Consider the following 23,440-nt stretch of genomic DNA (forward strand, 5'->3'; position numbering starts at 1 on the left):
CAAAATTATTTCTTCTTGAGTGTCGATAATTGTATAAATCGGTCGTTTATATTCTTGTTCAGTTCCTTAGGAGTTACACCCGAGAATTTCTTGATGTTTTTTATAAAATGAGCCTGATCCGTAAAGTTTTGTTCAGGAAAAAGTTTGCCTTCTTTTATTTGTTGAAATGTAGCTCTAAAACGAAGAATGGTACAATACGCTTTTAATGATATTCCAAACCGTTGATTAAAGTATCGATTGATTTGTCGGCTGTTCCAATGAATTGTTTCGGCAATTTCAGCAATCGTAATTTCACCATTTGAATTATATATTAAATCAAATAATTTTCTCTTACGTTCGTCAATTTCATGATTCAGAATACTCAGGAATTTCGAAGAAAGTAAATCGCAAAACCCTTCAAAATTTTCGAAATCCTGAATTGAAATCCCCAAATAAGCCGAAGGCAAATTATAAGCCGTATCTACTAAAACAGGGAATTTATCTTTAAAAAGATATTCGATAGCCAGTAATTTAAAACTAACTGCAAACATAGAAGTCTTTGGCGCAAGCACTGCCCGAGAAGGCTCAGAATCGACCCCCAGAAGTGTAATATTATCTCTGTCTTCAAAAGAAAATATAAGATCTATTCTCCCATCTGGCAGAATCACAATTTGTTTTTCCTGATCAGAAACATTCGAAAGCATCCAAAAACTTTCGACATAGTTAGACAACGGGAAACCAGGTTTCATTTCCCGATAGTCTATATCTAGTATTTCTTGATTAGTTTTATTCAATTTTATTGATCATTAAGGCATTAAGAAAAATTAAGCTTTGTCCTTTTTTAGCCACAGATTAAAAGGATTAGAAAGATTTTTTTACCATTAAGAAATTAAGAAAAGTTAAGCTTTATCCTTAATGAAACTTAATGTCTTAATGGTAAAACTTTTTTAGTCAAACCATCTAAACTTTGTGACCTTTGCGTAAACCCTTGCGCACTTTGCGGTTAAATCTTAATCCCTTAATGGTTAAATCTTATCTCACAGACTTAAACACTTTCTGTTTCAATTACAACCTTCACTCCTGCATCTACAGCCTTACCTTTTGATTTAACCAATTGGTTTACTCTCCAAATAAAGAATATCGAACAAAGTGTTACTGCCGAAATTACATATCCCAGAATATCGTAATTCTCTAGTGGTGATGTTTTAGTTTCTTGGTGTACAATAAATCCAGCACAAACAGCTGCAATACCTCCTGCAATTTGTTGCATTGATGAAGTAATAGACATATATGCTCCACGATCTTTCATATCTGGAATTCCAGTATTAAGTGTTGTCGATGGAATCATACGACTCATGATACCCATAAATAAAATCATATTGATTACTACTACTTCCCATAAAGGAATTGGTCCCAGATTGGTATAAATTAATATCATAATAATCGATAGTATTGACCCTGCAGTAAACAACCAAAACTTACTAACTCTGTCGCTTAATTTCCCCACAAGAGGCATGATAAAAAGTACCGAAAGACCTGTAAAAAAAAAGACCATTGGTAACTCTAATTGGCTAATATGAATGTTATTTACTAAGAAAGAACTCCCAAAAGGCTGCAACATAAATCCGCCTATAGATAAGAATGCAATCGCCGCAAAACCAACCTGATAGTTCTTATTACTTAAAGTATGCCATAAATGTAAAAAAGGGCTTTTATCCGACTGTAATTTAAGGTGTTCGGTAACTGGTTTCATCTTGATTACAATTGTAACAAGTATAAGAATTCCTAGTCCTGCAATCATCAAAAAAGCGGAATGCCAACCCCAGTGATTTGCACAATAAATACCTACCGGAATCCCTAAAATTTGGCTTGAAGCAAAAGCCATTTGGATAAATCCCATCACACGACCACGCTGATGAATTACAAATAAATCGGTTACAATTGCCAAAGAAACGGATCCGATTACACCTCCAAAAAGACCTGTTACAATTCTGGCAGAAAGCAACAACGCATAGTTAGTTGCCAAGGCACAACAAACTGTACCAATAATAAATCCTGTGTAGAAGAAAACAAGCAGTTTTTTTCGGTCAAACTTATCTGCAAAACCAGCTGCAAGCAATCCTGAAGTACCCGCACTAAATGCATAAGCCGAAACTGTAAATCCAAAATTTGCAGTAGTCATATCTAGATTTTTCATTAGTATATCCCCAAGTGGAGAAAGAACCATAAAATCGAGTATAACCGTAAATTGTAAAAGTGCCAATAAGGCGATAATATATTTTTGATAAGAAGAAAAGGGTGGGATTTCTAATTTTGTTTTTTCCATTATAATATTTGTATTTTTTTGATTAATTTAATTCCTGGCATTCATGTCCAAGATCATTAATAATATTAATTATTGTTTTAACTGTAAGTGTTTCCGAAACAATGCGCAGCACATAATCAACATCATCGGTATCAACACTCCATTGCAGAATATCTGCGTGATTGTTTAGTGTTTTAGTCACCTCACAATCAGTACATAGTTGTTCTATGTTAGTTTTAAAAATATAGATTTTATCTAAATCTGTTTCCATAGTATTATTTTATGGTTTTAATGCTCTTATAGCAGCCCCAAAGGCTTCTTTCATCATGTCCTGAGTAAGCTTAAATGGCTTCCCTCCCATGCTTTTTCCCTCATTATGAAAATTCAACAAAGTATATAAAGGACCGTAAGCGATACTCCAAAAAACTTCAAATTGCATTGGCACTAGTTCCTTATTATGCAATGAATTTTCAATAAATTGTTTCATGATTATCCTAAAATCAGAGAATTTAGTTGTAGAGTTTAATATATCCTCAGCATGTGGGGATTGTTTAATTACTTCAAAGAATGCAACCTTCTTTGGATACTTAAATGTAAATGCAGCTCGGTTTTGCCATTGTATCCATAAACCTTCTTCAAATGGCATATCTGGCGAAAAATTCTCTATCGTGGATGTAAAGAATTCTATAGCAATTTCTGCCCCAATTTTTTTAATCAAATCATCTTTGTCTTTGTAATAAATATAGAGAGTCGCCACAGAAATATTACAAGCCTTCGCTAGCTTATTCATACTAAAGCCCTGAAAGCCATCCTGAACAATTAACTCTATCGCATTTGTAACAACTAACTTCTCTTTATCTATATCTCTTACTCTCATAATTTGGAAATTTTTAGCAAATATAAAACATTAAATGAATGAGCGTTCTTTTATTAATATTTTTTTTCAGTTGAAAAGTAAAATCAATACAAGGCTTTTACTACAGATGTGCTATTAACCGCAAAGAACGCAAGGGGTTACAATCAGAGTCAAAAAAGCTTAACCATTAAGACATTAAGTTTCATTAAGTGTTAAGCTTAATTTTTCTTTATTTCTTAATGGTGAAAATTCCTTTAATCAATGTCAAAAAAGTTTAACCATTAAGGCATTAAGTTTCATTAAGGATTAAGCTTAATTTTTCTTAATATCTTAATGGTAAAAAAAATAGTCGCTCAAAGCCTTCAAAAAAACTGGACCATAAGCAAAACTTAAAACTGGATTATCACCATCATCCACAACTACTTACCTTTGCATTATGAAAGATATGATAATTTCCAATTTAAAACAGGTTCATGAGCGCATCGAAAATGCTTGTAAACTATCTGGTAGAAATGCATCAGATGTTCAGTTATTATTAGCAACCAAAACCGTTCCTGCCGATAAAATACGCATAGCCATTGAGGCTGGTGAAACTCTTATTGGCGAGAACAAAATGCAAGAACTACGAGATAAAGATTCAGGATTACAAGGATTAGATATCAAACGTCATTTTATTGGTCACTTACAAACCAATAAAATAAAAGATGTTCTAAAATATGTAACTTGTATTCAGTCTTTGGACAGACTTAGCTTGGCTGAAGAACTTCACAAGCAATTACAAAACCAAGGAAGAAATCTAGATGTTTTTATACAAGTAAACACCTCATACGAAGAAAGTAAATTTGGGCTTCCGCCAAATGACGTTGTTTCTTTTATCAGAGAAATAAAGAAATACAACACCCTAAATATTAAAGGTTTAATGACCATTGGTTTATTAGATGTAGAAAAAGATAAAATGCAGCCATCACTTAGTTTACTCAGACAAATAAGAGATGAGATTTATGCAGAAGAAATTGAAGGTATTACCGAATTAAAACTTTCTATGGGAATGTCTCAAGATCTGGAATTGGCTATAGCCGAAGGTTCTAATATAGTTAGAGTTGGAACATCTATCTTCGGAAATCGATTTTTAGGAAAAGAAATCTGGAATGAGAATATTGCAGAATAAGACTTAATTTTGCATCAAATAAATAATTGAGATGAATCTATACGAACTTACCGTAAACGATACCGAGAAAATAGCCTTGAATGATTTGCTTTTTAGCGAAGAAAACAAAGCCGCTTTAGAACAAATAATAAAAGAACATCGCTATCTTGATGAATTAAAAAAATATAATCTTAAAGTAGATAATAAAATATTCCTGCACGGGCATACTGGTTGCGGAAAAACAACTACTGCCAAAGCAATTGCAACGGCTTTAAACAAAAATATTGTCATCATAAATCTGAGCACATTAATCAATGCGCGAATTGGAGAAACTTCCAAAAACATAAAAGCAATATTTGATAAAGCCATTCGTGAAAAGGCAGTTTTATTCCTAGATGAATTTGACCAAATAGGAAAAAGTCGTGAAAGCGATGATAAAGATGTGGGCGAAATGCGTCGTTTGGTAAACACAATTATTCAGTTGATTGATTATTTCCCAGATGATAGCTTGCTTATTTGCGCAACAAACCATTATAATATCATCGATACTGCTTTATTGAGAAGGTTTCAGATACGACTGAAATTTGAAATGCCAGACGAGAACGAATTGGATGTATACTACGATAAACTATTAGCTTCTTTCCCATCGCATCTACAGGAAATTGTGCGTAAGCATAAAATTTCTTATGCCGAAGCAAAAGATTATATCAACACTACAATGAAAAAACAAATCATTGAAGAATTAGAACTTCAGAAATAAAATTCTAAAAAATAATCAAACACAAATTCTACTAATTTATACTAATTAGCTTGTGTAAATTCGTGTTACTCATATCCTGCAAGGTCTTTTTCCAGACCTTGTAGGTATAAAATATCTCAACAAAATTAAACCAACAAATCCATGTTGTTATCCTAACAGGTTTTAAAAATCTGTTAGGTATTTCTATTTTAGCTATCAATCTCTACAAGCATTTAAAATAATTTTAACAATACGAATCAAACCTACAAGGTTCTAAAAACCTTGTAAAACTACAAACAAAAGCCTAGAATATCTCATTATCACACTGACTTACAATCAGTTCTTCTTACCCTTTCCTCTCTTAAATATTTGCTAAATATTTTATCTGATATTGGCATATCGGAAAAAGTCGATACATTTGCATCATGGAACATATCGAAATTTTTAAAGCATTATCTAATAAGTCCAGGTTACAAATGTTGGAATGGCTAAAAGACCCCGAACTAAACTTTCCTGGTCAAGAACCTTATGGTTTTGAGCATGGCGTATGTGTGGGACAAATACAAGCCAAAGCTGGACTTACGCAATCGACTGTTTCCGAATATTTATCTATTCTTCAGCGCGCAGGATTTATAGAATCTACACGTGTTGGACAATGGACTTACTACAAACGCAATGAAAAAACATTTGCAGAACTAAGCAAAATAATTGAATTTAATTTATAAAAAACATTGATATGAGTACAAATAGTCTATTTACGCCTTTTAAATTAAAGACGTTAGATCTTAAAAATAGAATAGTAATGGCGCCTATGACGCGTTCATTTTCTCCTAACGGAATCCCTACAGATGATGTAGCAAACTATTACCAAAAAAGAGCCGAAGGTGAAGTAGGTTTAATTTTATCTGAAGGAACTGTTATAAACAGACCTTCATCATCTAATGATGTAAATGTTCCTCACTTTCATGGTGATGAAGCACTTGCAGGATGGAAAAAAGTAATTGATGGTGTTCATACAGTTGGCGGAAAAATGGGACCACAAATTTGGCACATGGGTATTATGGATAACCACCATTCAGGTTGGGTTCCTCCAGTTCCTTTTGAAGGGCCATCTGGATTAAACCGTCCAGGTTTTAGTAATGGTAACACCATGACTACAAAAGATATCGAAGATACAATTCTTGCATTTGGTCAGGCTGCTGCAGATGCAAAGAGATTAGGTTTTGACTGTGTCGAAATTCACGGTGCTCATGATTACCTTATCGATCAATTTTTCTGGGATGCAACAAACCACAGAACTGATGCTTACGGTGGAAAAACTCTTGCAGAACGTACTCGTTTTGCTGTGGAAGTAATTAAAGAAGTTAGAAAACAAGTAGGTGAAGATTTTGCAATTATCATCAGACTTTCACAATTTAAGCCAGCAGATTACACTTATAAATTGGCTAAAAACGCACTAGAAATGGAAGCTTGGCTTGCTCCTCTAGTTGATGCTGGTGTAGATATTTTACACTGTTCACAACGTCGTTTTTGGGAACCAGAATTTGAAGGTAGCGACCTAAACTTTGCTGGATGGGCAAAAAAAATAACAGGTATCCCAACAATCACTGTAGGTTCTGTAGGCCTTTCTAGTGATTTCTTTGGTGCATTTGCGGGTGAAAGTTCTCAACCAACATCTTTGGATGAATTAACAAGACGTATGGACAGAGGAGATTTTGACCTAGTAGCAGTTGGAAGACCATTACTTTCTGACCCAAATTGGGTTGCTAAAATTAAAGCAGGAAAAACCGAAGAACTAAAAGGCTTTAGCAAAGAAGCTCTAGGTCAATTGGTTATTGAATAATTTTTTTAAGACTCTGAGAGTCAAAGGTTCTGAGTTACAAAGGCACTAAGAAACTAAGATTCTAAGGTGCTAAGAACCTTTGCGCTCTTTGCGTAAACCCTTGCGCTCTTTGCGGTTAATTTTCGGTCACAGATTAAAGGTTTTTTCACCATTAAGAAATAAAGAAAAATTAAGCTTAATCCTTAATAAAACTTAATACCTTAATGGTTAGATTTTTTGCCACAGATTATAAAGATTAAATGGATTTTCTGTATTGTCTATATATGTAACGCTGATAACACGGATTTTACCATTAAGTAATAAAGAAAAATTAAGCTTAATCCTTAATGAAACTTGAAGCCTTAATGGTAAAACTTTTTTAACCTACAGATGATAAAACTTTGCTCCCGACGCTTCGGGATTGCGTAAATCATTGCGCTCTTTGCGGTTAAGTACAAAATATTAAAATAAAACACAATGGAAATAATAGGAACACCTAAAATGAAAGTAGAAGTTTGGAGCGACATCATGTGTCCATTTTGCTACATTGGAAAACGAAATTATGAAACGGCTCTTAGCAAATTTACAGATAATAAAGACATCGAAATTGTTTGGAAAAGTTTTCAGCTTGACCCAAACATTCCAGAGCATTTTGATAAAAAAGAAAATGTTTACGAATATCTTGCTAACAGAAAAGGAATTAGTTACGAGGATTCAGTAAGAATGCACCAAGGAGTTGTACAAACTGCAAAAAACGCAGGATTAGAATATAACTTTGATAATGCTGTTGTTGCAAACTCTTTCAACGCACACCGAATGATTCAACTGGCAAAAACAAAAGGACTTGGTGATCAAGCCGAAGAACGTTTGTTTTATGCTTATTTCACAGAAGGAAAAAACTTTGGAAATCCAAAAGTTTTAGAAGAATTAGGAAAAGATATTGGTTTAACTACCGAAGATGTAAAACTATCTTTAACAGATAATCAATATGCCGATAAAGTAAAAGGCGATGTTCAGGAAGCTCAAGAACTTGGGATAAATGGAGTTCCGTTTTTTATCTTTAATCGCAAATATGCTATTAATGGCGCACAAGCTCCTGAAACATTTTTGCAAACATTAGAAAAATCATTCGCAGAATGGAGAAAAGATAATCCTGCTACAAAGTTGGATATAATCGACGGTCAATCTTGTACTCCCGATGGAAATTGTATATAAAAACAATTTAGCTAAAAATTATATTATAAGTCTTCAGTTTTTAAATTAAAGCTGGAGACTTATTATTTTATAGAGAAGGCAATACTTTTAAATCTAATTCATTAAATTTATTCTTCTAAAGTAAAACTTCAACTTTGATCTTTTCATTTAAATAAAATTCTAAATATGAATAATAGTGATAAAATAAGAAAAGTTGCCATTGTAGGATACAACAGAATTCCTTTTGCAAGAGCAAATACTGCTTACGCAAAAGTAGGAAATCAAGATATGATGATTGCTGCTCTTAACGGATTAATAGAGAAACACAAGCTACAAGGAAAACTACTTGGTGAAGTTGCTGGCGGTGCAGTTATCAAACATACATACGACAGTAATCTTATAAGAGAATGTGTAATGAAAACGGCTCTTGATCCTGCTACTCCTGCTTGCGATTTGCAACAAGCCTGCGATACAGGAATAGAAAGTGCCATTTATATAGCCAATAAAATAGCACTCGGGCAAATTGAATCTGGAATTGCTGGTGGAGTTGACTCTATAAGTGATATACCCATGGCGGTAAGCGAAAATTTGAGAAAGATATTGCTTGATGCGCGAAAAGAGAAATCATTGGGAGGCAAAATAAAACAGTTTTTTAAACTACGTCCAAAAGATTTTACTCCTTTAGTTCCTAGAAACGAAGAATCTCAAACAGGACTTTCTATGGGCGGACATACTGAAATTACAGCCAAATACTATAAAATTTCAAGAGAAGACCAAGACAATCTAGCGCTAAAAAGTCATTTGAATATGGCAAAGGCTTATAACGAAGGTTTTTTTGATGATATGATTACTCCTTTTCAAGGACTTGATAAAGACAATAATTTAAGAAGAGATAGTACTATAGAAAAACTAGCAAAGCTTCCTCCTGCATTTGATAAAGTAAATGGAACACTTACGGCTGGTAACTCTACTCCTCTTACCGATGGTGCGTCTTGCATACTTTTGGCAAGTAAAGAATGGGCGAAAGAACAAGGTCTTCCTATCCTCGCCTATATTACTTTTGCTGAAGTTGCCGCCATCGAATATGTAAAAAACCAACAGAATCTTTTATTAGCTCCTTTATTTGCTGCAAGCAGAATGCTCGATAAAGCTGGACTAACGCTACAGGATTTTGATTATTATGAAATTCATGAAGCATTTGCAGCGCAAGTTTTAGCATCATTAAAAATTTGGGAAAGTCCTGAACTCAGTAAAGAAATAGGATTAAAGAAATCTCTTGGTGCAATCGACAGAAATAAACTTAATGTAAAAGGAAGTAGTCTTGCTGCAGCACATCCTTTTGCCGCTACTGGCGGAAGAATAATTGGTGTAATGGCAAAACTACTTAACGAGAAAGGTTCAGGAAGGGGTTTTATATCTATTTGTGCAGCTGGCGGACAAGGAATAACAATGATTATTGAAAAATAAAACAAATGAAAAACACACAACAAATTGCTCAAATATTCTTAAGACTAGCTTTAGGAATTGGTTTTATATTACCTGTAATGGATCGTTTAGGAATGCTTGGCGCTCCGGGAGAACCGAATGTTGGTTGGGGAAATTGGGCTAATTTTGTAGATTATACCAACTCCTTAATGCCTTATCTCAATCATGATATTGCCAACGTAATGGGAATCATTGCAACGCTGGCAGAGGTTTTATTTGGTGTGCTACTAATTATTGGTTTTAAGACCAAATTATCCGCTTATGGTAGCTTTGCATTAACGTTGTCTTTTGCTTTAAGCATGCTTATTTTTGCTGGATACAGAGCGCCATTTAATTATTCGGTATTTACAGCAAGTGCAGCTTCTTTGCTATTAGCTTCAATTCCTGTTTATAATTGGAGTATCGACAAATTACTATCTAAAATGAAATTAATCGTTTTATAAATTAACTGCACTTTGTCATTGGAATCTCTTTTTGTTTGTTTTTAAAAAGATGATGTGAATTAAAAACAAGTACCGAGATAAAAATTATTCCGTATGATAAAATTTGCAACGGTCCGCTTTGTTCGTGATAAACAAAAGTTGCCAAACCAAAAGCAATCATAGGATTAATATTTAGCAACATTCCCACTGTAGATGAGTTAAGACCTGTAAGTGCAAATAAGTTTAGTAATAATGGGAAAATAGTGAAGCCCAAAGCAATTATTTCGATACATAGATAAAAGTTAAACTCCGTTGGAATTGGTCCGCTGTACGCAGGAAAAAATGGCAATAAAAACAATGCCGATAAAGTGATATGAAAAGTAAGCACAATAAATTTATCAAATCCAATATTTACTCTTTGGCTAACTAAATAACTCGCATAAGTCAGACCTATTACGATACTAAAAACCATATCCATAATATTAGCATACGATAAAAGCAAACAACCAGTAACGCTTAACCCTACTGATACCCATTGTGTTTTAGAAAGTTTTTCATGCAAAATAAAATAAGCCAACAATGTGGTTAAGATTGGGCAAACTAAGTAAGCAAGTGATGTGGCCTTAACGCTCACATGATTCATTACATAAATAAATGTAAACCAGTTGGCTGTTAAAAATATACTTCCTCCAATATTTAATAAAATGGTTTTACGCTTTTTTGAGAGTGGTAATGCTTTAAAAGTTTCGATTGCATCTTTTACTCTTTTTCGTTTAAAAACAAAAGTTATCAGCAACAATAATATACTACAACTAAAAACGCGGTAGAACAAAATGTCTAAAGAAGCATAAGAATGTATTGGTTTTAATACTAGACTAAAAAAACCCCAGATTGTATATGCCGTAATGGCTGCCAAGTAATATTTTGTGCTTTTCATGGGAACTTTTATTTACATTTTGTAATACAGCAAATTTCTAGAAAATAAAATAGCAATACAGATACAGTTTTATTAAATTGCAGCGCAACAGTTATCATTTTTAAAATGAAAAATACCAACTATTTATATTTACAATTTGCAGATCGTATTGAGAAACAGATAAAAGCAGGTCTTTTTAATGTTGGCGATAAACTTCCATCAATACGAGAAGTATGTGCCGAAACTGGATACAGCATGAGCACAGTAAGCAAGGCATATTACGAAATGGAAAGCCGTTCTCTTATAGAATCCAGACCACAATCTGGTTATTATGTAAGCAACATTTCGGCAAGAGCAATTGCTGAACCTACACCAAGTAGCCCGATAATAAGTTGTGCCAATATCGAACGGGAAGATTTAATAGACCTAGTTTATGGCAGTATGATGGATAAAAATGTAACTATGCTTTCTTTAGGATTTCCATCTAATGAGCTTCTTCCTATTACTAAATTAAATAAAGGAATGATTCAAGCCATGCGACAGTCGCCTAATAGTGGTACTTGCTATGATGAATTACAAGGGAATCTTAATCTAAGGAAAGAAATTGCCAGATGGTCATTTACCTGGGGAGGCACATTAACCGAAGATGATGTAATTACAACATCTGGTTGCATAGGAGCTATATCCCATTGTTTAATGACATTGACTAAACCTGGTGACACTATTATTACAGAAAGTCCTGTTTATTTTGGAATCTTACAACTGGCAAAATCATTGGGTTTATATATAATGGAATTGCCTACTAACATGACAACAGGAATAGAACTTGACGCTCTGAAAAAAGCACTTACAACCAAAAAAATCACCCTTTGTTTATTAATGAGCAACTTTAGCAATCCATCAGGAAGCATGATGCCTGTGGAGCATAAAAAAGAAGTGGTTCGATTAATGGAGCATTATAATGTACCGCTTATTGAGGATGATATTTATGGTGATATGTATTTTGGAACTAGCAGACCAACCAATTGTAAAACTTATGACGAAAGCGGAATCGTACTTTGTTGCAACTCTGTATCTAAATCTCTTGCTCCTGGTTATCGTGTAGGATGGGTTTCGCCTGGAAAGTTTAAAAAAGAAATATTACGTACCAAGCTTTATCATACCGTATCTGCTACCACTATTACACACGAAGTAGTTGCTGATTTCCTCAAAAATGGAAGGTATGAAAATCATCTTCGAAAAATACGTCAAATTTTGCATCACAATAGTATTAATTACATTAATACCATTTTGGAATCTTTCCCTGCAGGAACCAAAGTGAGTCAGCCACAAGGGGGATTTTTTCTTTGGTTAGAATTAGATAAAAAAATCGATACTGCCGTGTTTTATCAAATAGCTATGAAACATAATATTAGCATTGCACCGGGAAGAATTTTTACTTTTCAGGATCAATTTTGTAACTGTATGCGATTAAGTTTTGGATTACCGTGGAGTAATGAACTACGACAATCTATACAAACATTGGGTATGTTGGTTAGTAAAATGTAGATTAAAATATTAACCGTAAAGTTTGCAAAGATTTAAATTAGTGCAAAAATTCTAAACCATTAAGACATTAAGTATCATTAAGAATTGAACTTAATTTTTCTTTATTTCTTAATGGTGAAAAAAAACTGTAGCAAAAATTTAACCGCAAAGGTCACAAAAGTTTACGCAAAGGTCGCAAAGTTTAAATCTGTAGTAAGAAGTCTAACCATTAAGTCCGCAAAGATTTTAAAAATCCGTTTTTATCCGCGTCTTTGCTTTGGCAAATCTGTGTCATCCGTGTTCCATTATAGACGATGCAGGAAATCTATTTAATCTTTATAATCTGTGGGAAAACTCTAACCGCAAAGGTTTTAAAAATCCGTTTTTATCCGTGTCTTTGCTTTAGCAAATCAGTATCATTCGTGTTCCTTTGTAGGCAATACTTGCTAGTAAACAGCACCTAAAATAATATTTCTAAAACTTTTATTAAAAAAAATAATCCCTCACATACCGATTGGTATTTATTTATTATTTTTGCTCTATAATTTATTCGAAAATCAATCAGCCCCATGAATACTTCGGAATTTATACTAGACAAAGTTGCTCCTATTTTTAACAAACAGGGTTATATTGGTACGAGTTTATCGGATATTACTAATGCAACTGGACTGACAAAAGGAGCAATTTATTGTAATTTTGCAAATAAAGAAGATTTGGCTCTAAAGGCTTTCCAACTTAATGTAAGTGTAGCTATAATACCATTATTTAAACTAATTGCTACCACAGAAGGCAGTATTAATAAATTGTACACAATAACCAATTATCATCGTAGTTATTATGATCTGGTAAAAGATAGAGGTGGCTGCCCTATGCTAAGAGTTGGAATTGATACAAAATTTGTTAATCCGTTATTATTTAAAGCAGCCGAAAAACTATCTCAAAAGTTTATTTATGGATTAACTGATATTCTAAACGAAGGAATTGAGTTGAATGAAATTACCCCAACTATTGATGTAAAAAAATATGCTCAAATAATTTTATCTCTAATCGAGGGAAGTTCGCTTTTATCGTTTACCCATAATGACGAAACCTACATAAACAATGCAATGGATTGTATTGATAACATAATAATAGAAACTATTAAAAAGTAAAAAAAATTAACTCCCTATATACCAATTGGTATGCAGTGTAATTTTAAAAAAAAATGGAAAAAGTATTAAAGACAAAAAGAAAAATCAGATTTCAGGATTGTGACCCATTCAATCATTTAAACAACTCAAAATATCTAGAATATTTTATTAATGCCCGCGAAGACCAAATCGCTGAGCATTATGGATTAGATATCTTTAAACTCATGAAAACATCAGCTTTAAGTTGGGTGGTTGCATCTAACCAAATAAGCTACATGAGACCAGCATTTACAATGGAAACTGTTGTTATAGATTCGCAATTAATTCAATATACTGATAACGTATTATTGGTAGAAATGAAAATGTGGAACGAAGACGAAACGGAACTAAAAGCTGTTCTTTGGATTAAATTTATTCATTACAGTTTTCAAACAAAAAAAGTAGCAAATCATGCTGATGATTTAATGCGTTTATTCCAAGCAGTTGTAGTTCCTGTAGAACAAACTGTTTTTGAAAATCGTTATATGGAAATAATAAAGAAGCTGAAAGAACATGCCTAAATTAGAAACTGTAGAGCAATTTATCTCGATGGTAGAAGCCAACGAGCATGATAAAGCGATCGAAAGATTTTATACCGAAGATGCATCTATGCAAGAAAACCAAGCGGAACCTCGTGTTGGTAGAGATTTTCTTGTTGCCAATGAGAAAAATGTACTTTTGAGAGTAAAATCATTAGTTTCTAAATGTATTCGTCCTGTTTTTATCAATGGTGATTTTGTAGTCATTCAATGGTATTTCAAATTTGAATGGAAAGATGGAACTTCTACGGAAATCGAAGAAATGACGCGTCAAAACTGGGAAGGAGAACTCATAAAGAAGGAACAGTTTTTTTATGATCCAAAACAATTCATCCCTGTTTAACAGTTTTACTAAACATAAATTTTGATACGATTTATTTAAACCATTAAAAGATTAAGAAAAGTTAAGGTCTTAATCTCTTAATGGTTTGTTTTTTTCTTACCGTTCATCACAAACTTGTCATTTCAAAATAGCATCAGATTATGCGCCCTTCGACTCCACTCTGGGTGACAAAATTGGGGTGAACAAAGATTTTCTGTAGAGACGCACCGCAGTGCGTCTACGTAATATAGGTTTACTCACAATACAACCACAAACTTCTCACTCTTCGACTCCGCTTTGGGTGACAAGATTGAGTATAATCTGTGTGCAATTATACACAGCTATATAAATTAATAATTAACAATTACTTTAAGATTGGCGCAGCAAGACAACTTTCGGGAATATCAAATGCATTTACCAAAGCAACAGCATCAGGTCTTATATCCCAACAAAGCTGGTTAACCATTTTACGAATTGCTTTTGTTTTTACCGCTTCCATATATCCATCTTCAAGATACCAACCTTTATTTTTTTCAATTTGAGCTAGTGCATACAAATGGCATAATTTCGATAGAATCTCTTTAACGTTTATATCTTTAACTGTTTCAATTGCAATTTGAAACTGCTCCAAAACGATTCTTTCCAAATATGCCTGAGCAACATCTATCATTTGGTGTTGTACCACATTAAACGCATCATAAGGCTCGAGTCCGCTGTCGATAAGTTTTTTTATCCGCTTTGCAGCAGATGCTAAAGTCGTTTTTTCTCTATGCTGAAAAGCTAATAAATGAAATTCATTGTCAAGCAAATGGGCATCTTCTGTTTTTCTGGTGGCAATTGGATTTTTTTCAGAAATGGCAGTTTTTGCATTTTCAAAAACATAATTTACGATTCCCAATGCTCCCATTTCGCCAAATGATTTTCTGAATTCAGATAAGCGATTTTTTGCTACCAATTGCATTAATACAGTATTATCACCTTCAAAAGTGGTGTAAATTTCAGTATCATTTTTTAAGGCATCGATTCTGTTTTCAGATAAATATCCTTTTCCTCCACAGGCTTCACGGCATTCTTGCAAAATATCTCTTGTGCTCCAAGTTGAGTATGATTTCATTCCGGCTGCAAGTGCTTCAATTTCCTGCATTTCGGATTCTTTCTTATTCAGGAATCGATTCGTAAGGTATTGCAAAGCAAAATGTACTGCATAGGTTTTTGCCAGTTGCGGAATCAAACGGCGTTGATGCATACGATAATTTAAAATCGGAACTTCCGAACCTCCTTCTGGTCCGAATTGTCGGCGTTGATCACTATATCTAATTGTTATTGCCAGTCCAGATTTGGCTGCAGCCAATGCCGAACGTGGAATTCCGATACGTCCGCCAACTAATGTTCCAAGCATGGTAAAAAAACGACGGTTGTCACTCGGAATCGGACTTTCGAATTCTCCCTTTTCATTTACCGAAGCAAATCTATCCAGCATATTCTCTTTTGGGATAATCACATTATCAAAACTTATTGTTCCATTATCCACCCCATTCAATCCCATTTTATGTCCACAATCTCCAATTGTAACACCTTTTATATTTGTACCGTTTGTGTCTCTTAAAGGCACTACAAATGCGTTTACACCATAATCAACATCATTTATGATTAGTTTTGCAAAAACAGTTGCCATTTGTCCGTGTACAGCTGCATTACCAATATATTCTTTTTGTGCGTTTTTGTTCGGCGTATGAATTGTAAATGTTTGATCGTCGTGATTGTAAGTAGCTGTAGTTTCAAGCCCTTTTACATTCGAACCATGATGTGTTTCGGTCATGACAAAACAACCAGGTAATCTGAGTGAACCTATATCTTTTAAATATTTACTATAATGTTTTTCTGTCCCTAACGATTGTACACTCATTCCCCAAAGTCCAAATTGTACACCAAATTTTATTACCAAGCTTAAATCGTGATAACTCAGGGTTTCCATAATAGCAAAATAATCGGCTATGTTTTCTCCTCCGCCATATTGCTTTGGGTACGCCATATTACCAAAATTTTCTTTGGCAAGGATTTTACACCAATCATATACTTTTGCACGATACACATTAATATCTGTAGAAGTTTCATAAGCAAATTCAGGTTTACTAATAACCGATTTTACTCTTTTTATAATTGTTGCTTGTTCTCCATCCAGAATCTCTGTTAGTTTGGTTGAGTCAAAACTGCTTTCTGTTTTATAATTTGAAGTCAGAGAAGTTGCCGTTTTTTTGAAAGTACCAATCGCTTCCTGTCCAAAAACTCCAAGGTCATTTTCTAGTTTTGTAAAAACAGGTTCAAGCTCTTTAAGATTTTTATCATCTCCCGAAAGGGCAACAACAATATCGTATATGGATTTAACGGACTGTTTATCCTGAATACTTTTCTCTATTTCTAATTTCCAACTAGTAAGTTGTTCTCTTGATGGTGGTACCGAAATATCTATTTTAGAAAGTAATTCTTCTCGCTCTTCTTTGGTAAGCCAGTTTTGTGAGCGAATAAATTCTTGCAACGTGACGAACTCTTTTTGGGTTAAAAGATCATCCGACCAAACAAGGTAAAAAAGAGGTATAAAGGATTTGAGTCTTGAGTTTTCCATAGCAATCTTAATTTTTAACTTTTGTTAAATTAAAGAATTTTGTTAACTAAAGTGCGTTAAGGATGTCATAATTAATTTTATTTAGTGATTTATATGAAATGTTAAAGAAATAATTCTGTGTGAGAAATAGTTTATTTTGTATCTTCGTTAATCAGGTGATGCTCAGTGCTATTTTAAACTTCAACAAAGATTTTATGAAAAAAAGTATTCTATTACTTATTACATTCTTTTTCGTATCTACCTCTTATTCTCAAGTTTTAATTTCTATGGTGTTTGGAGACAAACTAAACTCTCCTTTTCTTGAGTTTGGTCTGGAAGGTGGTGTTAATTTATCAACCATTTCTAATCAGGAAACGACTGGTTCGAACATCGGGTTTAACCTTGGTTTTTATTTTGATATCCATTTGAAAAAAAGTCTAAACTGGATGGTAAATACTGGAGTTATTGTAAAATCTCCAATGGGAGCTCATGGTATACCAGTGTATTCTTTAGAAAACGAAACCTTAGATAATACTTTTGAAGGTGGATATGTGGATAGAGAAATTCGTTATTTTAATGTCCCGATTTTAATTAAATATAAATTTGACAACAATATTTATGTCAAAGCTGGCCCTCAATTTGGGCTATTAAGTAAAGCTTTTGATAGATTTAGAAACAAAATTGACGGTGATAACGTAATCTACAAAAACGATATTAAAGATCAGGTACGTGTTATAGATGCTGGTGTCGCCCTTGGTTTAGGATATCGTATAACTGCTGGAAATGGTATAAATGTTGGAATGCAATATTATTATGGTTTGGTTCCTGTAATGAAAGGAGATGGACCTAACCAATACAATCGTTCTCTTTATTTAACGGCTGCATTCCCAATAGGAAAAGGTAAAGCTGCCAAAAGAGCCGCTGAGAAAAAAGCACTCGAAGAAAAAAATGGCATTCAATCTAAATGATTTTGGTGAAATACAAAATATAATTAATTGTGTAAATTAAATTGTTCTTTATATTTTATAATATGAATAAAATCAAACACTAATTGCACCAATTATCACGAACTGATTCGTGAAAATTGGCGCAATTTGCGGCGAAAAACAATTTGATATTAGCTTTAGAATTTATCCATTTACTTTAGCATTCATCATTTTGCTAACAATATTAATCACTGCTTTTCTAGGTAATAATCTTGGCAAAAATGATTGTAAATAGTTTGTAGTACCAACTATTTTAAAGCTTTTGTTTTTTAATAATGCCGAGATTCCTTGTTTGGCAACTGTTTCTGGAGTATCTGCAGCCATTCCTTTAGTATTTGCTTTTGCGACTGATTGAAATCCTGTAGTAGTATTCCCTGGGCAAAGTGCTGTAATCGTTACTCCTCTTTTAGAATATTCGCCATATAATGCCTCTGAGAAATCCAATACAAATGATTTACTTGCACAATATGTTGCAACATAAGGACATGGTTGTAATGCTCCAGTCGAAGCTACATTTATGATTCCGCAATCCCCTTTTTTCAGCATATCTGGTAATACGAGATGACATAATTTTACAAGAGCATTAATATTAATTTCAATCATTTCGTCATAATCTTCCATACTTTCGTCAAGAAAATTTACCCACTTACCAAATCCTGCATTATTTACCAATAAATCTACCGACAATCCAGCTTGTTTTATTTGATTATACAATTTCTGTGGAGTGTCTTTTTGCAAAAGATCACCAGTAAATACAGTCACTTGCACGTTATGTTCTTTTGAAATTTTATGAGCTAGAATTTGTAGTTTATCTTCTGATCTGGCTGTTATGATAAGATTTACTCCTTGCTTTGCTAATTCATAAGCAAATGCTTCGCCAATACCAGATGAAGCTCCGGTAATAAGTGCGGTTTTGTTTTTTAGTGTTTTCATTTCTTTAATTATTATCTGATACAAAATTCAGTAATAACCAAAGCAATCTACTTAACGTATGTTAGGAAATTATCTGTTTCCTAATTCGGCTTAAACTCTCTGGTTTAATTCCTATAAACGACGCTATATATTGTAGTGGAACATTTTGGATCATAGCAGGATTATCTTTTACTATTTTTAGATAACGCTGTTCTGCTGATAAAGCAACAATGTCATTGGTTCTTTGCTCATTATAAATTAAAGATTTTTCATAAATGATTCTAGCAAAATCTGCCCACTTTTGGCTTTTATTGCATAATGCATCAAAATCCTTTTTTGTAATTCGCAGTACTTCGCACACAGTTATACATTCGATATTATCTACAGCAGGAGTTCCTGTTACAAAACTATTAAAAGAAGTAATAAATCCCGAAGGACAATTAATATGTGTCGTAATTTGATTGCCATTCTGGTTATAAAAAGCTCTAATAAAACCCGAGTTGATAAAATATAAATACCGAGCTACCTTACTCTCATTTTCTAAAATTTCTCCTTTACTACAACTTACTGGCTCAAAGAAATTTTCGACCAATATAACATCTGAATTATCGATAGTAATAATCTCTCCTACAAGCTCAAGTAGTTTTGTGTACATGAATTACATTGGTTTTTATAAGTTCCTGCAAAGCTACAAACTCTTTCTGAGTTAAAAGATTATTAAAGGTGCAAAGGTTTTTTTTAAGGTGCAAAGGGACAAAGGTTACTTTTCTCTAAAAAAATAGAATATATTAGTATCTCTAAATAATTAAACCCTAAAATTATGAAAACAGATTTTTATACTAAATTCATATTAACTGTAATTGCAGTATGTCTGACTATTTTAACATTACAAAATGTAGACATTATTCCGAAAGCATATGCTATTGAGAAAAATGATAATCTTAATGTACTAGCTACAAAAAATTATGGTTTAGTTCCTGTAAATGCAAATGGTACTATTGATGTAAATATTAAATCCTGCGCTCCAAATTTAAACGTTAATGTAAACAATAAGGTCGATGTAAATATTGATAAAGTTGGTGGCGGTTATGTTTCTAGTGGCGGTCCGATTCCTGTGAAGATAAAATAGGTTTCTTTTAAGGTGCAGAGGTGCAAAGGTTCTGAGGCACTAAGGTTTCTCTCTTAAGGTACAAAGTTGCAGAGGTTCTGAGGTACTAAGGTTTCGAACACTTATGGCGGGACGCTCGCACTAGCACAGAGAGATAGCAATTGCAAATAACATGTTATAAACATTGCCAACGGTTTCAACCGTTGGAGCGAAATATATTATCTCAATCCATATCACACGGTTGAAACCGTGGGCTATAAGTTTCTGAGCAATTCTAAATTATCAATTGTCAACTATCAATTATCATTTGTTAATTATCAATTAAAAACCGTTAGTTATCAATTAAAAAGTTTCTCCTGCATTAAGATAGAATCCTTTTGAGCTTCGTCCCCAAGCATAATCAACAATAAGGTTTGTGCGGGTTGCTTTATCTATTAAAATACGTAAACCAACTCCTATTGCTGGCTGTACGTATTGAAAAAGTTTTTCGTTGGTACCTGAATTACTTGCTGTTGTAAAATTTGTAAACACAGTACCACTAAACATTTGGTTGCAAGTTATAGGAAATCTAAACTCTGTAGATAAATATACTAAGTTGGATCCTCTAAATAATCCTTGTGTATATCCTTCTCCGCTCCTACTACGCTGATCCCATCCTATTGCGGGTAAATTTAGGTAAGGAACTTTTCCGCTTGTTACAAACTGCCCATACGCCCAAAATGCTAAGATATAACGTTCGTTTGTTTTACTTAGTGGAATAAATTGTCTGTATTCCGTATATAATACATTACTATTTCGCTGATTATTGAATAGATCCGGATTTATTCGATAATTAAAATTTGCAAATATTCCATGCGTTGCATTTACCTGATTATCTCTGGAATCATACACGAGATTTAGACTAAAACCATTTACAAAATATTCTAAATCGTTAAATCCATTTTCCTGACTATAATTGTAATGATAGGTATATTGCCCGTTGGCAACATCGAGGTTGTAATCTTTTATCGAAGCGTACCAATCAATATCGATTCCTGCTCCTACATAAAAATTCTTTTTTACTTCCCATGACATCGCCTGATGGAATTTAAAATAATTATAATCCATAGGCTGAGCCAACGCATCAATATCAAAATCTGTATCTTGATTATTACCCGGAATAATTGAGGTTCCTAATCCGTAATTTGGCTGAGAAAAAACATACAATCTATAATCTCCGTTTAGGTATATTTTATTGCCTTTTAATAAAACACTATTCTTTGCATTAATAAGTAATTGCTTTTTTGTAGTGTACGTTACTCCCAAATTTATAATCGAATATTTATCTTCAAGTTCTTTGCCTTTAAATGTATATTGAGCAACTCCCCCAAACATAAATCCTGTAGCTGGTTGCGAACCAATTACAGGAATTACGAGAAAAAAACTGTTTTTAGCAGGTTTTTGATCCTTTAGTGTATCTTTCTTTTTGAATAGGTCAAAGAATGTTTTAGGTTCACAAGTTGCTTTTTCATTTTGTGCAATCATACTATTTTGCATGAATATAACCAACAATATTATTGTCGCTTTAGTGAAGTATTTTTTCTTTCTAAAGAGTATATTCATCTACAAATATCATTTTGTTCCTAAAACTAATTATTCAACTGTTGCTACTACATCTGTTGCTGGTACAATTGGAACTATTTTTTTAATTGCTGGTATTTCCCATTTGCCTTTTAGCATTTGTTCATTTGGAGAATATACTCGCAATACGATATTAAAATCTCCTGATGCTACTGGCAACCAATTACTTTCTCTAATTTTCCCTGGATATGATCTCTGAAAATAGATATCTATTGAACCATCTGCGTTTCTAATTAACTTATCACGATTACCTATCGTAAAACGATTCATCGGATTGCCTGCCGCGAATAATCCTTTAGAGTCATAGGCTGTTAATGACCAGAAAGCATTTGCTAATGGAACCTGATCTTTATTAAAGTGAATTGTATATTTATTAGCACCATTAAGTTTTTCGCCATCTTCGTCATTTATACAAAATGAGTAAATTAAATCTTGCGGAAGATTAATTTCTAGTCCTGAGTATGCAACCTCGGCTCTGCGTTTATAATCGGTTCCAAATACTCCTGTTTTTGTATCTATTGGACTCCATCCATTTTCAAGCTTTGGTGGCGATTTAATGTCTTTATCTAGTTCTCCTAATATTCTGTCTGGAAGTCCTCTTAAAGCAGCTTGTACTGAACTATTAAAGGAACTTAAATTGAATTTTGTTCCTGGTTTAATTCCTATCGTTGCAAGCAATTTTATTGTTTCGGCATCTGCCTCTTTTGGCGGATTGTTTGCCATTAACTGGTTTACATAATTAAAAAACTCTCCGATAGGTATTTTCGAAACAATTTCTGTTGGCGTACCTTTTGGTACCGATGAATCGATTTTTCCCATTGGTGCAATATAATCTGCTCCCCAACTGCTTAAAGGTATAAGTTTGTATAAGCGTTGTAGTTTGTAAACCTTTAGTCCATCGACATAACTATTCATCTGGATTCTGCTAATAATACGAACTATATTGGTTGGTGATTTAATCTCCTCCATTCCTATAGGAACAGGCTCATTAGATTTCGGTCCTGTTATTAAAAAATTTGCCGCAGTTGTTCCTGTTGTTCTTTTGCCCACAGAGGAGAATACATTTGTATAAGCATCCTCCATAGAAAGTTGGTAATATCTACCGTATGTATCTGGAACAGAAAGCACCACAGGTCCTTTGCCTAAATCTAGCCAAGCCGATGAATAATAGGTGTCAGCATTAGGATATAAACCATTTTTAAGGGTTGCATCAGGAAACGCCGATTTATGACTAAACTGGTTCATGGGTGCTACTAAGTTATTTGGCACCTCAGTATTAGTTAATTGTCTTCGGGTAATATCCATTATTACTAATGGTAAACCGTATAAATAGGCTGCTTCAGCTGCTTCTATGATGGTATTATCATCGGCAACAGCAACTGTTTCTTTTGCCTTATCCTCTTTTTTTTCCTCTTTTTTGCATGCTATAAATAAGCAAATTATAAAAAGTGTAATAGTAAAGTTTTTCATAAGTTTTGGAATTTAATACAAAGCAAAATTATATACTTTGTAATTAATAAATATTCTCGAAACATCAATTATTAAAAAAATTATGTGACTAACTTAATTAAATTAAAAAATTTCTTACAAGTTACGTTTTATAATTAAACTCTCAAACCTTAAAATTAATTTTACTTTTTAACCTATCCTATTTAAACCTGCGAATTCTGTTGCATTTTACAATATGCAACAGAATTACTTCATTTAAGGCACAAAAAAATCCCGATTACAAAAAGTAATCGGGATCATGCAAACTAACTAACCAACCATTGAAGCCCTAATTATTAAGC

Annotated in this window: 23 protein-coding genes; 13 read left to right on the top strand and 10 right to left on the bottom strand. The window is 33.3% G+C overall.

All coding sequences use genetic code 11. The annotated features are described in order from the left end of the window. Positions 1 to 5: 5 nt before the first annotated feature. The 4 genes from SHI72_RS20665 to SHI72_RS20680 form a co-directional block, all read right to left on the bottom strand. Complete coding sequence (locus tag SHI72_RS20665) at positions 6 to 773, bottom strand: AraC family transcriptional regulator (protein ID WP_323491246.1); 768 nt, start codon at positions 771 to 773, stop codon at positions 6 to 8. A 251-nt stretch (positions 774 to 1,024) separates the two neighbouring features. Further along, complete coding sequence (locus SHI72_RS20670) at positions 1,025 to 2,305, bottom strand: MFS transporter (RefSeq protein ID WP_323491247.1); 1,281 nt, start codon at positions 2,303 to 2,305, stop codon at positions 1,025 to 1,027. Positions 2,306 to 2,327: 22 nt separating this feature from the next. Next, entirely contained in the window at positions 2,328 to 2,555 is a 228-nt protein-coding gene (locus SHI72_RS20675; protein ID WP_039115699.1) for a hypothetical protein, read from the bottom strand. 9 nt (positions 2,556 to 2,564) lie between these two features. Then, on the bottom strand, positions 2,565 to 3,161 hold the full coding sequence (locus SHI72_RS20680; protein ID WP_039115701.1) for a TetR/AcrR family transcriptional regulator: 597 nt from the start codon (positions 3,159 to 3,161) through the stop codon (positions 2,565 to 2,567). Positions 3,162 to 3,576: 415 nt separating this feature from the next. On the opposite strand from SHI72_RS20680, the gene SHI72_RS20685 reads away from it, so the two are divergent. The 7 genes from SHI72_RS20685 to SHI72_RS20715 all read left to right on the top strand — a co-directional run bounded on the left by SHI72_RS20685 (position 3,577) and on the right by SHI72_RS20715 (position 9,970). Continuing rightward, the gene (locus SHI72_RS20685) at positions 3,577 to 4,308 is read left to right on the top strand and encodes a YggS family pyridoxal phosphate-dependent enzyme (protein WP_323491248.1); all 732 of its coding nucleotides are present in this window, start codon (positions 3,577 to 3,579) and stop codon (positions 4,306 to 4,308) included. A gap of 31 nt (positions 4,309 to 4,339) precedes the next feature. Then, a complete protein-coding gene (locus SHI72_RS20690) occupies positions 4,340 to 5,047 on the top strand; it encodes an ATP-binding protein (RefSeq protein WP_323491249.1) in 708 nt (235 codons plus the stop codon). Between the two features lie 404 nt (positions 5,048 to 5,451). Further along, positions 5,452 to 5,751: a metalloregulator ArsR/SmtB family transcription factor gene (locus tag SHI72_RS20695; protein WP_323491250.1), complete on the top strand. Its 300-nt coding sequence runs from the start codon at positions 5,452 to 5,454 to the stop codon at positions 5,749 to 5,751. Positions 5,752 to 5,762: 11 nt separating this feature from the next. After that, on the top strand, positions 5,763 to 6,869 hold the full coding sequence (locus tag SHI72_RS20700) for an NADH:flavin oxidoreductase (protein ID WP_323491251.1): 1,107 nt from the start codon (positions 5,763 to 5,765) through the stop codon (positions 6,867 to 6,869). A 456-nt stretch (positions 6,870 to 7,325) separates the two neighbouring features. Beyond that, positions 7,326 to 8,063 (top strand): DsbA family oxidoreductase, encoded by a 738-nt coding sequence (locus SHI72_RS20705; protein ID WP_323491252.1) that lies wholly within the window; start codon positions 7,326 to 7,328, stop codon positions 8,061 to 8,063. 165 nt (positions 8,064 to 8,228) lie between these two features. Further along, positions 8,229 to 9,509, top strand: a complete 1,281-nt coding sequence (locus tag SHI72_RS20710) for an acetyl-CoA C-acetyltransferase (protein WP_323491253.1) — start codon at positions 8,229 to 8,231, stop codon at positions 9,507 to 9,509. Between the two features lie 5 nt (positions 9,510 to 9,514). After that, positions 9,515 to 9,970: a DoxX family protein gene (locus tag SHI72_RS20715; RefSeq protein WP_039115708.1), complete on the top strand. Its 456-nt coding sequence runs from the start codon at positions 9,515 to 9,517 to the stop codon at positions 9,968 to 9,970. A gap of 1 nt (position 9,971) precedes the next feature. Here the strand turns inward: SHI72_RS20715 and SHI72_RS20720 are convergent, their stop codons facing one another. Then, positions 9,972 to 10,886, bottom strand: coding sequence for an EamA family transporter (locus SHI72_RS20720; RefSeq protein WP_323491254.1), 915 nt, complete (start codon positions 10,884 to 10,886; stop codon positions 9,972 to 9,974). Between the two features lie 105 nt (positions 10,887 to 10,991). Between SHI72_RS20720 and SHI72_RS20725 the strand changes: the two genes are divergently transcribed. From SHI72_RS20725 to SHI72_RS20740, 4 genes are all read left to right on the top strand, one after another. Next, entirely contained in the window at positions 10,992 to 12,413 is a 1,422-nt protein-coding gene (locus tag SHI72_RS20725) for a PLP-dependent aminotransferase family protein (RefSeq protein ID WP_323491255.1), read from the top strand. Positions 12,414 to 12,961: 548 nt separating this feature from the next. Next, the gene (locus SHI72_RS20730) at positions 12,962 to 13,543 is read left to right on the top strand and encodes a TetR/AcrR family transcriptional regulator (RefSeq protein WP_039119474.1); all 582 of its coding nucleotides are present in this window, start codon (positions 12,962 to 12,964) and stop codon (positions 13,541 to 13,543) included. A 53-nt stretch (positions 13,544 to 13,596) separates the two neighbouring features. Next, a complete protein-coding gene (locus SHI72_RS20735) occupies positions 13,597 to 14,082 on the top strand; it encodes an acyl-CoA thioesterase (protein WP_039115715.1) in 486 nt (161 codons plus the stop codon). Next, positions 14,075 to 14,443, top strand: coding sequence for a nuclear transport factor 2 family protein (locus SHI72_RS20740; RefSeq protein ID WP_039119473.1), 369 nt, complete (start codon positions 14,075 to 14,077; stop codon positions 14,441 to 14,443). The genes SHI72_RS20735 and SHI72_RS20740 overlap by 8 nt, the downstream gene beginning before the upstream one ends. Positions 14,444 to 14,786: 343 nt before the next feature. On the opposite strand, the gene SHI72_RS20745 is transcribed toward SHI72_RS20740, so the two are convergent. Beyond that, positions 14,787 to 17,045, bottom strand: a complete 2,259-nt coding sequence (locus SHI72_RS20745; protein WP_323491256.1) for an acyl-CoA dehydrogenase — start codon at positions 17,043 to 17,045, stop codon at positions 14,787 to 14,789. Between the two features lie 194 nt (positions 17,046 to 17,239). Between SHI72_RS20745 and SHI72_RS20750 the strand changes: the two genes are divergently transcribed. After that, positions 17,240 to 17,992 (top strand): porin family protein, encoded by a 753-nt coding sequence (locus tag SHI72_RS20750; RefSeq protein WP_039115845.1) that lies wholly within the window; start codon positions 17,240 to 17,242, stop codon positions 17,990 to 17,992. Between the two features lie 162 nt (positions 17,993 to 18,154). Here SHI72_RS20750 and SHI72_RS20755 read toward each other — a convergent pair whose 3' ends face one another. Together SHI72_RS20755 and SHI72_RS20760 are read right to left on the bottom strand one after the other, a co-directional pair. Continuing rightward, complete coding sequence (locus SHI72_RS20755) at positions 18,155 to 18,943, bottom strand: SDR family NAD(P)-dependent oxidoreductase (protein WP_039115720.1); 789 nt, start codon at positions 18,941 to 18,943, stop codon at positions 18,155 to 18,157. A 61-nt stretch (positions 18,944 to 19,004) separates the two neighbouring features. Next, positions 19,005 to 19,577 (bottom strand): Crp/Fnr family transcriptional regulator, encoded by a 573-nt coding sequence (locus SHI72_RS20760; RefSeq protein WP_323491257.1) that lies wholly within the window; start codon positions 19,575 to 19,577, stop codon positions 19,005 to 19,007. A gap of 165 nt (positions 19,578 to 19,742) precedes the next feature. Here SHI72_RS20760 and SHI72_RS20765 point away from each other — a divergent pair, with 165 nt between their 5' ends. Continuing rightward, a complete protein-coding gene (locus SHI72_RS20765; RefSeq protein WP_323491258.1) occupies positions 19,743 to 20,051 on the top strand; it encodes a hypothetical protein in 309 nt (102 codons plus the stop codon). A 321-nt stretch (positions 20,052 to 20,372) separates the two neighbouring features. Here SHI72_RS20765 and SHI72_RS20770 read toward each other — a convergent pair whose 3' ends face one another. Both SHI72_RS20770 and SHI72_RS20775 read right to left on the bottom strand, forming a co-directional pair. Beyond that, a complete protein-coding gene (locus tag SHI72_RS20770) occupies positions 20,373 to 21,632 on the bottom strand; it encodes a BamA/TamA family outer membrane protein (RefSeq protein ID WP_323491259.1) in 1,260 nt (419 codons plus the stop codon). Between the two features lie 30 nt (positions 21,633 to 21,662). After that, complete coding sequence (locus SHI72_RS20775; RefSeq protein ID WP_323491260.1) at positions 21,663 to 23,120, bottom strand: DUF1254 domain-containing protein; 1,458 nt, start codon at positions 23,118 to 23,120, stop codon at positions 21,663 to 21,665. Positions 23,121 to 23,440 lie beyond the last annotated feature (320 nt).

Source organism: Flavobacterium sp. PL02, assembly GCF_035013205.1.
Taxonomy (GTDB): Bacteria; Bacteroidota; Bacteroidia; order Flavobacteriales; family Flavobacteriaceae; genus Flavobacterium.

What these genes read in the sequence shown, in the direction of transcription:
- SHI72_RS20670 (WP_323491247.1), bottom strand. Translation starts at nt 2,305, where the DNA reads ATGGAAAAAACAAAATTAGAAATCCCACCCTTTTCTTCTTATCAAAAA.
- SHI72_RS20675 (WP_039115699.1), bottom strand. Translation starts at nt 2,555, where the DNA reads ATGGAAACAGATTTAGATAAAATCTATATTTTTAAAACTAACATAGAA.
- SHI72_RS20680 (WP_039115701.1), bottom strand. Translation starts at nt 3,161, where the DNA reads ATGAGAGTAAGAGATATAGATAAAGAGAAGTTAGTTGTTACAAATGCG.
- SHI72_RS20685 (WP_323491248.1), top strand. Translation starts at nt 3,577, where the DNA reads ATGAAAGATATGATAATTTCCAATTTAAAACAGGTTCATGAGCGCATC.
- SHI72_RS20690 (WP_323491249.1), top strand. Translation starts at nt 4,340, where the DNA reads ATGAATCTATACGAACTTACCGTAAACGATACCGAGAAAATAGCCTTG.
- SHI72_RS20695 (WP_323491250.1), top strand. Translation starts at nt 5,452, where the DNA reads ATGGAACATATCGAAATTTTTAAAGCATTATCTAATAAGTCCAGGTTA.
- SHI72_RS20700 (WP_323491251.1), top strand. Translation starts at nt 5,763, where the DNA reads ATGAGTACAAATAGTCTATTTACGCCTTTTAAATTAAAGACGTTAGAT.
- SHI72_RS20705 (WP_323491252.1), top strand. Translation starts at nt 7,326, where the DNA reads ATGGAAATAATAGGAACACCTAAAATGAAAGTAGAAGTTTGGAGCGAC.
- SHI72_RS20710 (WP_323491253.1), top strand. Translation starts at nt 8,229, where the DNA reads ATGAATAATAGTGATAAAATAAGAAAAGTTGCCATTGTAGGATACAAC.
- SHI72_RS20715 (WP_039115708.1), top strand. Translation starts at nt 9,515, where the DNA reads ATGAAAAACACACAACAAATTGCTCAAATATTCTTAAGACTAGCTTTA.
- SHI72_RS20720 (WP_323491254.1), bottom strand. Translation starts at nt 10,886, where the DNA reads ATGAAAAGCACAAAATATTACTTGGCAGCCATTACGGCATATACAATC.
- SHI72_RS20725 (WP_323491255.1), top strand. Translation starts at nt 10,992, where the DNA reads ATGAAAAATACCAACTATTTATATTTACAATTTGCAGATCGTATTGAG.
- SHI72_RS20730 (WP_039119474.1), top strand. Translation starts at nt 12,962, where the DNA reads ATGAATACTTCGGAATTTATACTAGACAAAGTTGCTCCTATTTTTAAC.
- SHI72_RS20735 (WP_039115715.1), top strand. Translation starts at nt 13,597, where the DNA reads ATGGAAAAAGTATTAAAGACAAAAAGAAAAATCAGATTTCAGGATTGT.
- SHI72_RS20740 (WP_039119473.1), top strand. Translation starts at nt 14,075, where the DNA reads ATGCCTAAATTAGAAACTGTAGAGCAATTTATCTCGATGGTAGAAGCC.
- SHI72_RS20745 (WP_323491256.1), bottom strand. Translation starts at nt 17,045, where the DNA reads ATGGAAAACTCAAGACTCAAATCCTTTATACCTCTTTTTTACCTTGTT.
- SHI72_RS20750 (WP_039115845.1), top strand. Translation starts at nt 17,240, where the DNA reads ATGAAAAAAAGTATTCTATTACTTATTACATTCTTTTTCGTATCTACC.
- SHI72_RS20755 (WP_039115720.1), bottom strand. Translation starts at nt 18,943, where the DNA reads ATGAAAACACTAAAAAACAAAACCGCACTTATTACCGGAGCTTCATCT.
- SHI72_RS20760 (WP_323491257.1), bottom strand. Translation starts at nt 19,577, where the DNA reads ATGTACACAAAACTACTTGAGCTTGTAGGAGAGATTATTACTATCGAT.
- SHI72_RS20765 (WP_323491258.1), top strand. Translation starts at nt 19,743, where the DNA reads ATGAAAACAGATTTTTATACTAAATTCATATTAACTGTAATTGCAGTA.
- SHI72_RS20770 (WP_323491259.1), bottom strand. Translation starts at nt 21,632, where the DNA reads ATGAATATACTCTTTAGAAAGAAAAAATACTTCACTAAAGCGACAATA.
- SHI72_RS20775 (WP_323491260.1), bottom strand. Translation starts at nt 23,120, where the DNA reads ATGAAAAACTTTACTATTACACTTTTTATAATTTGCTTATTTATAGCA.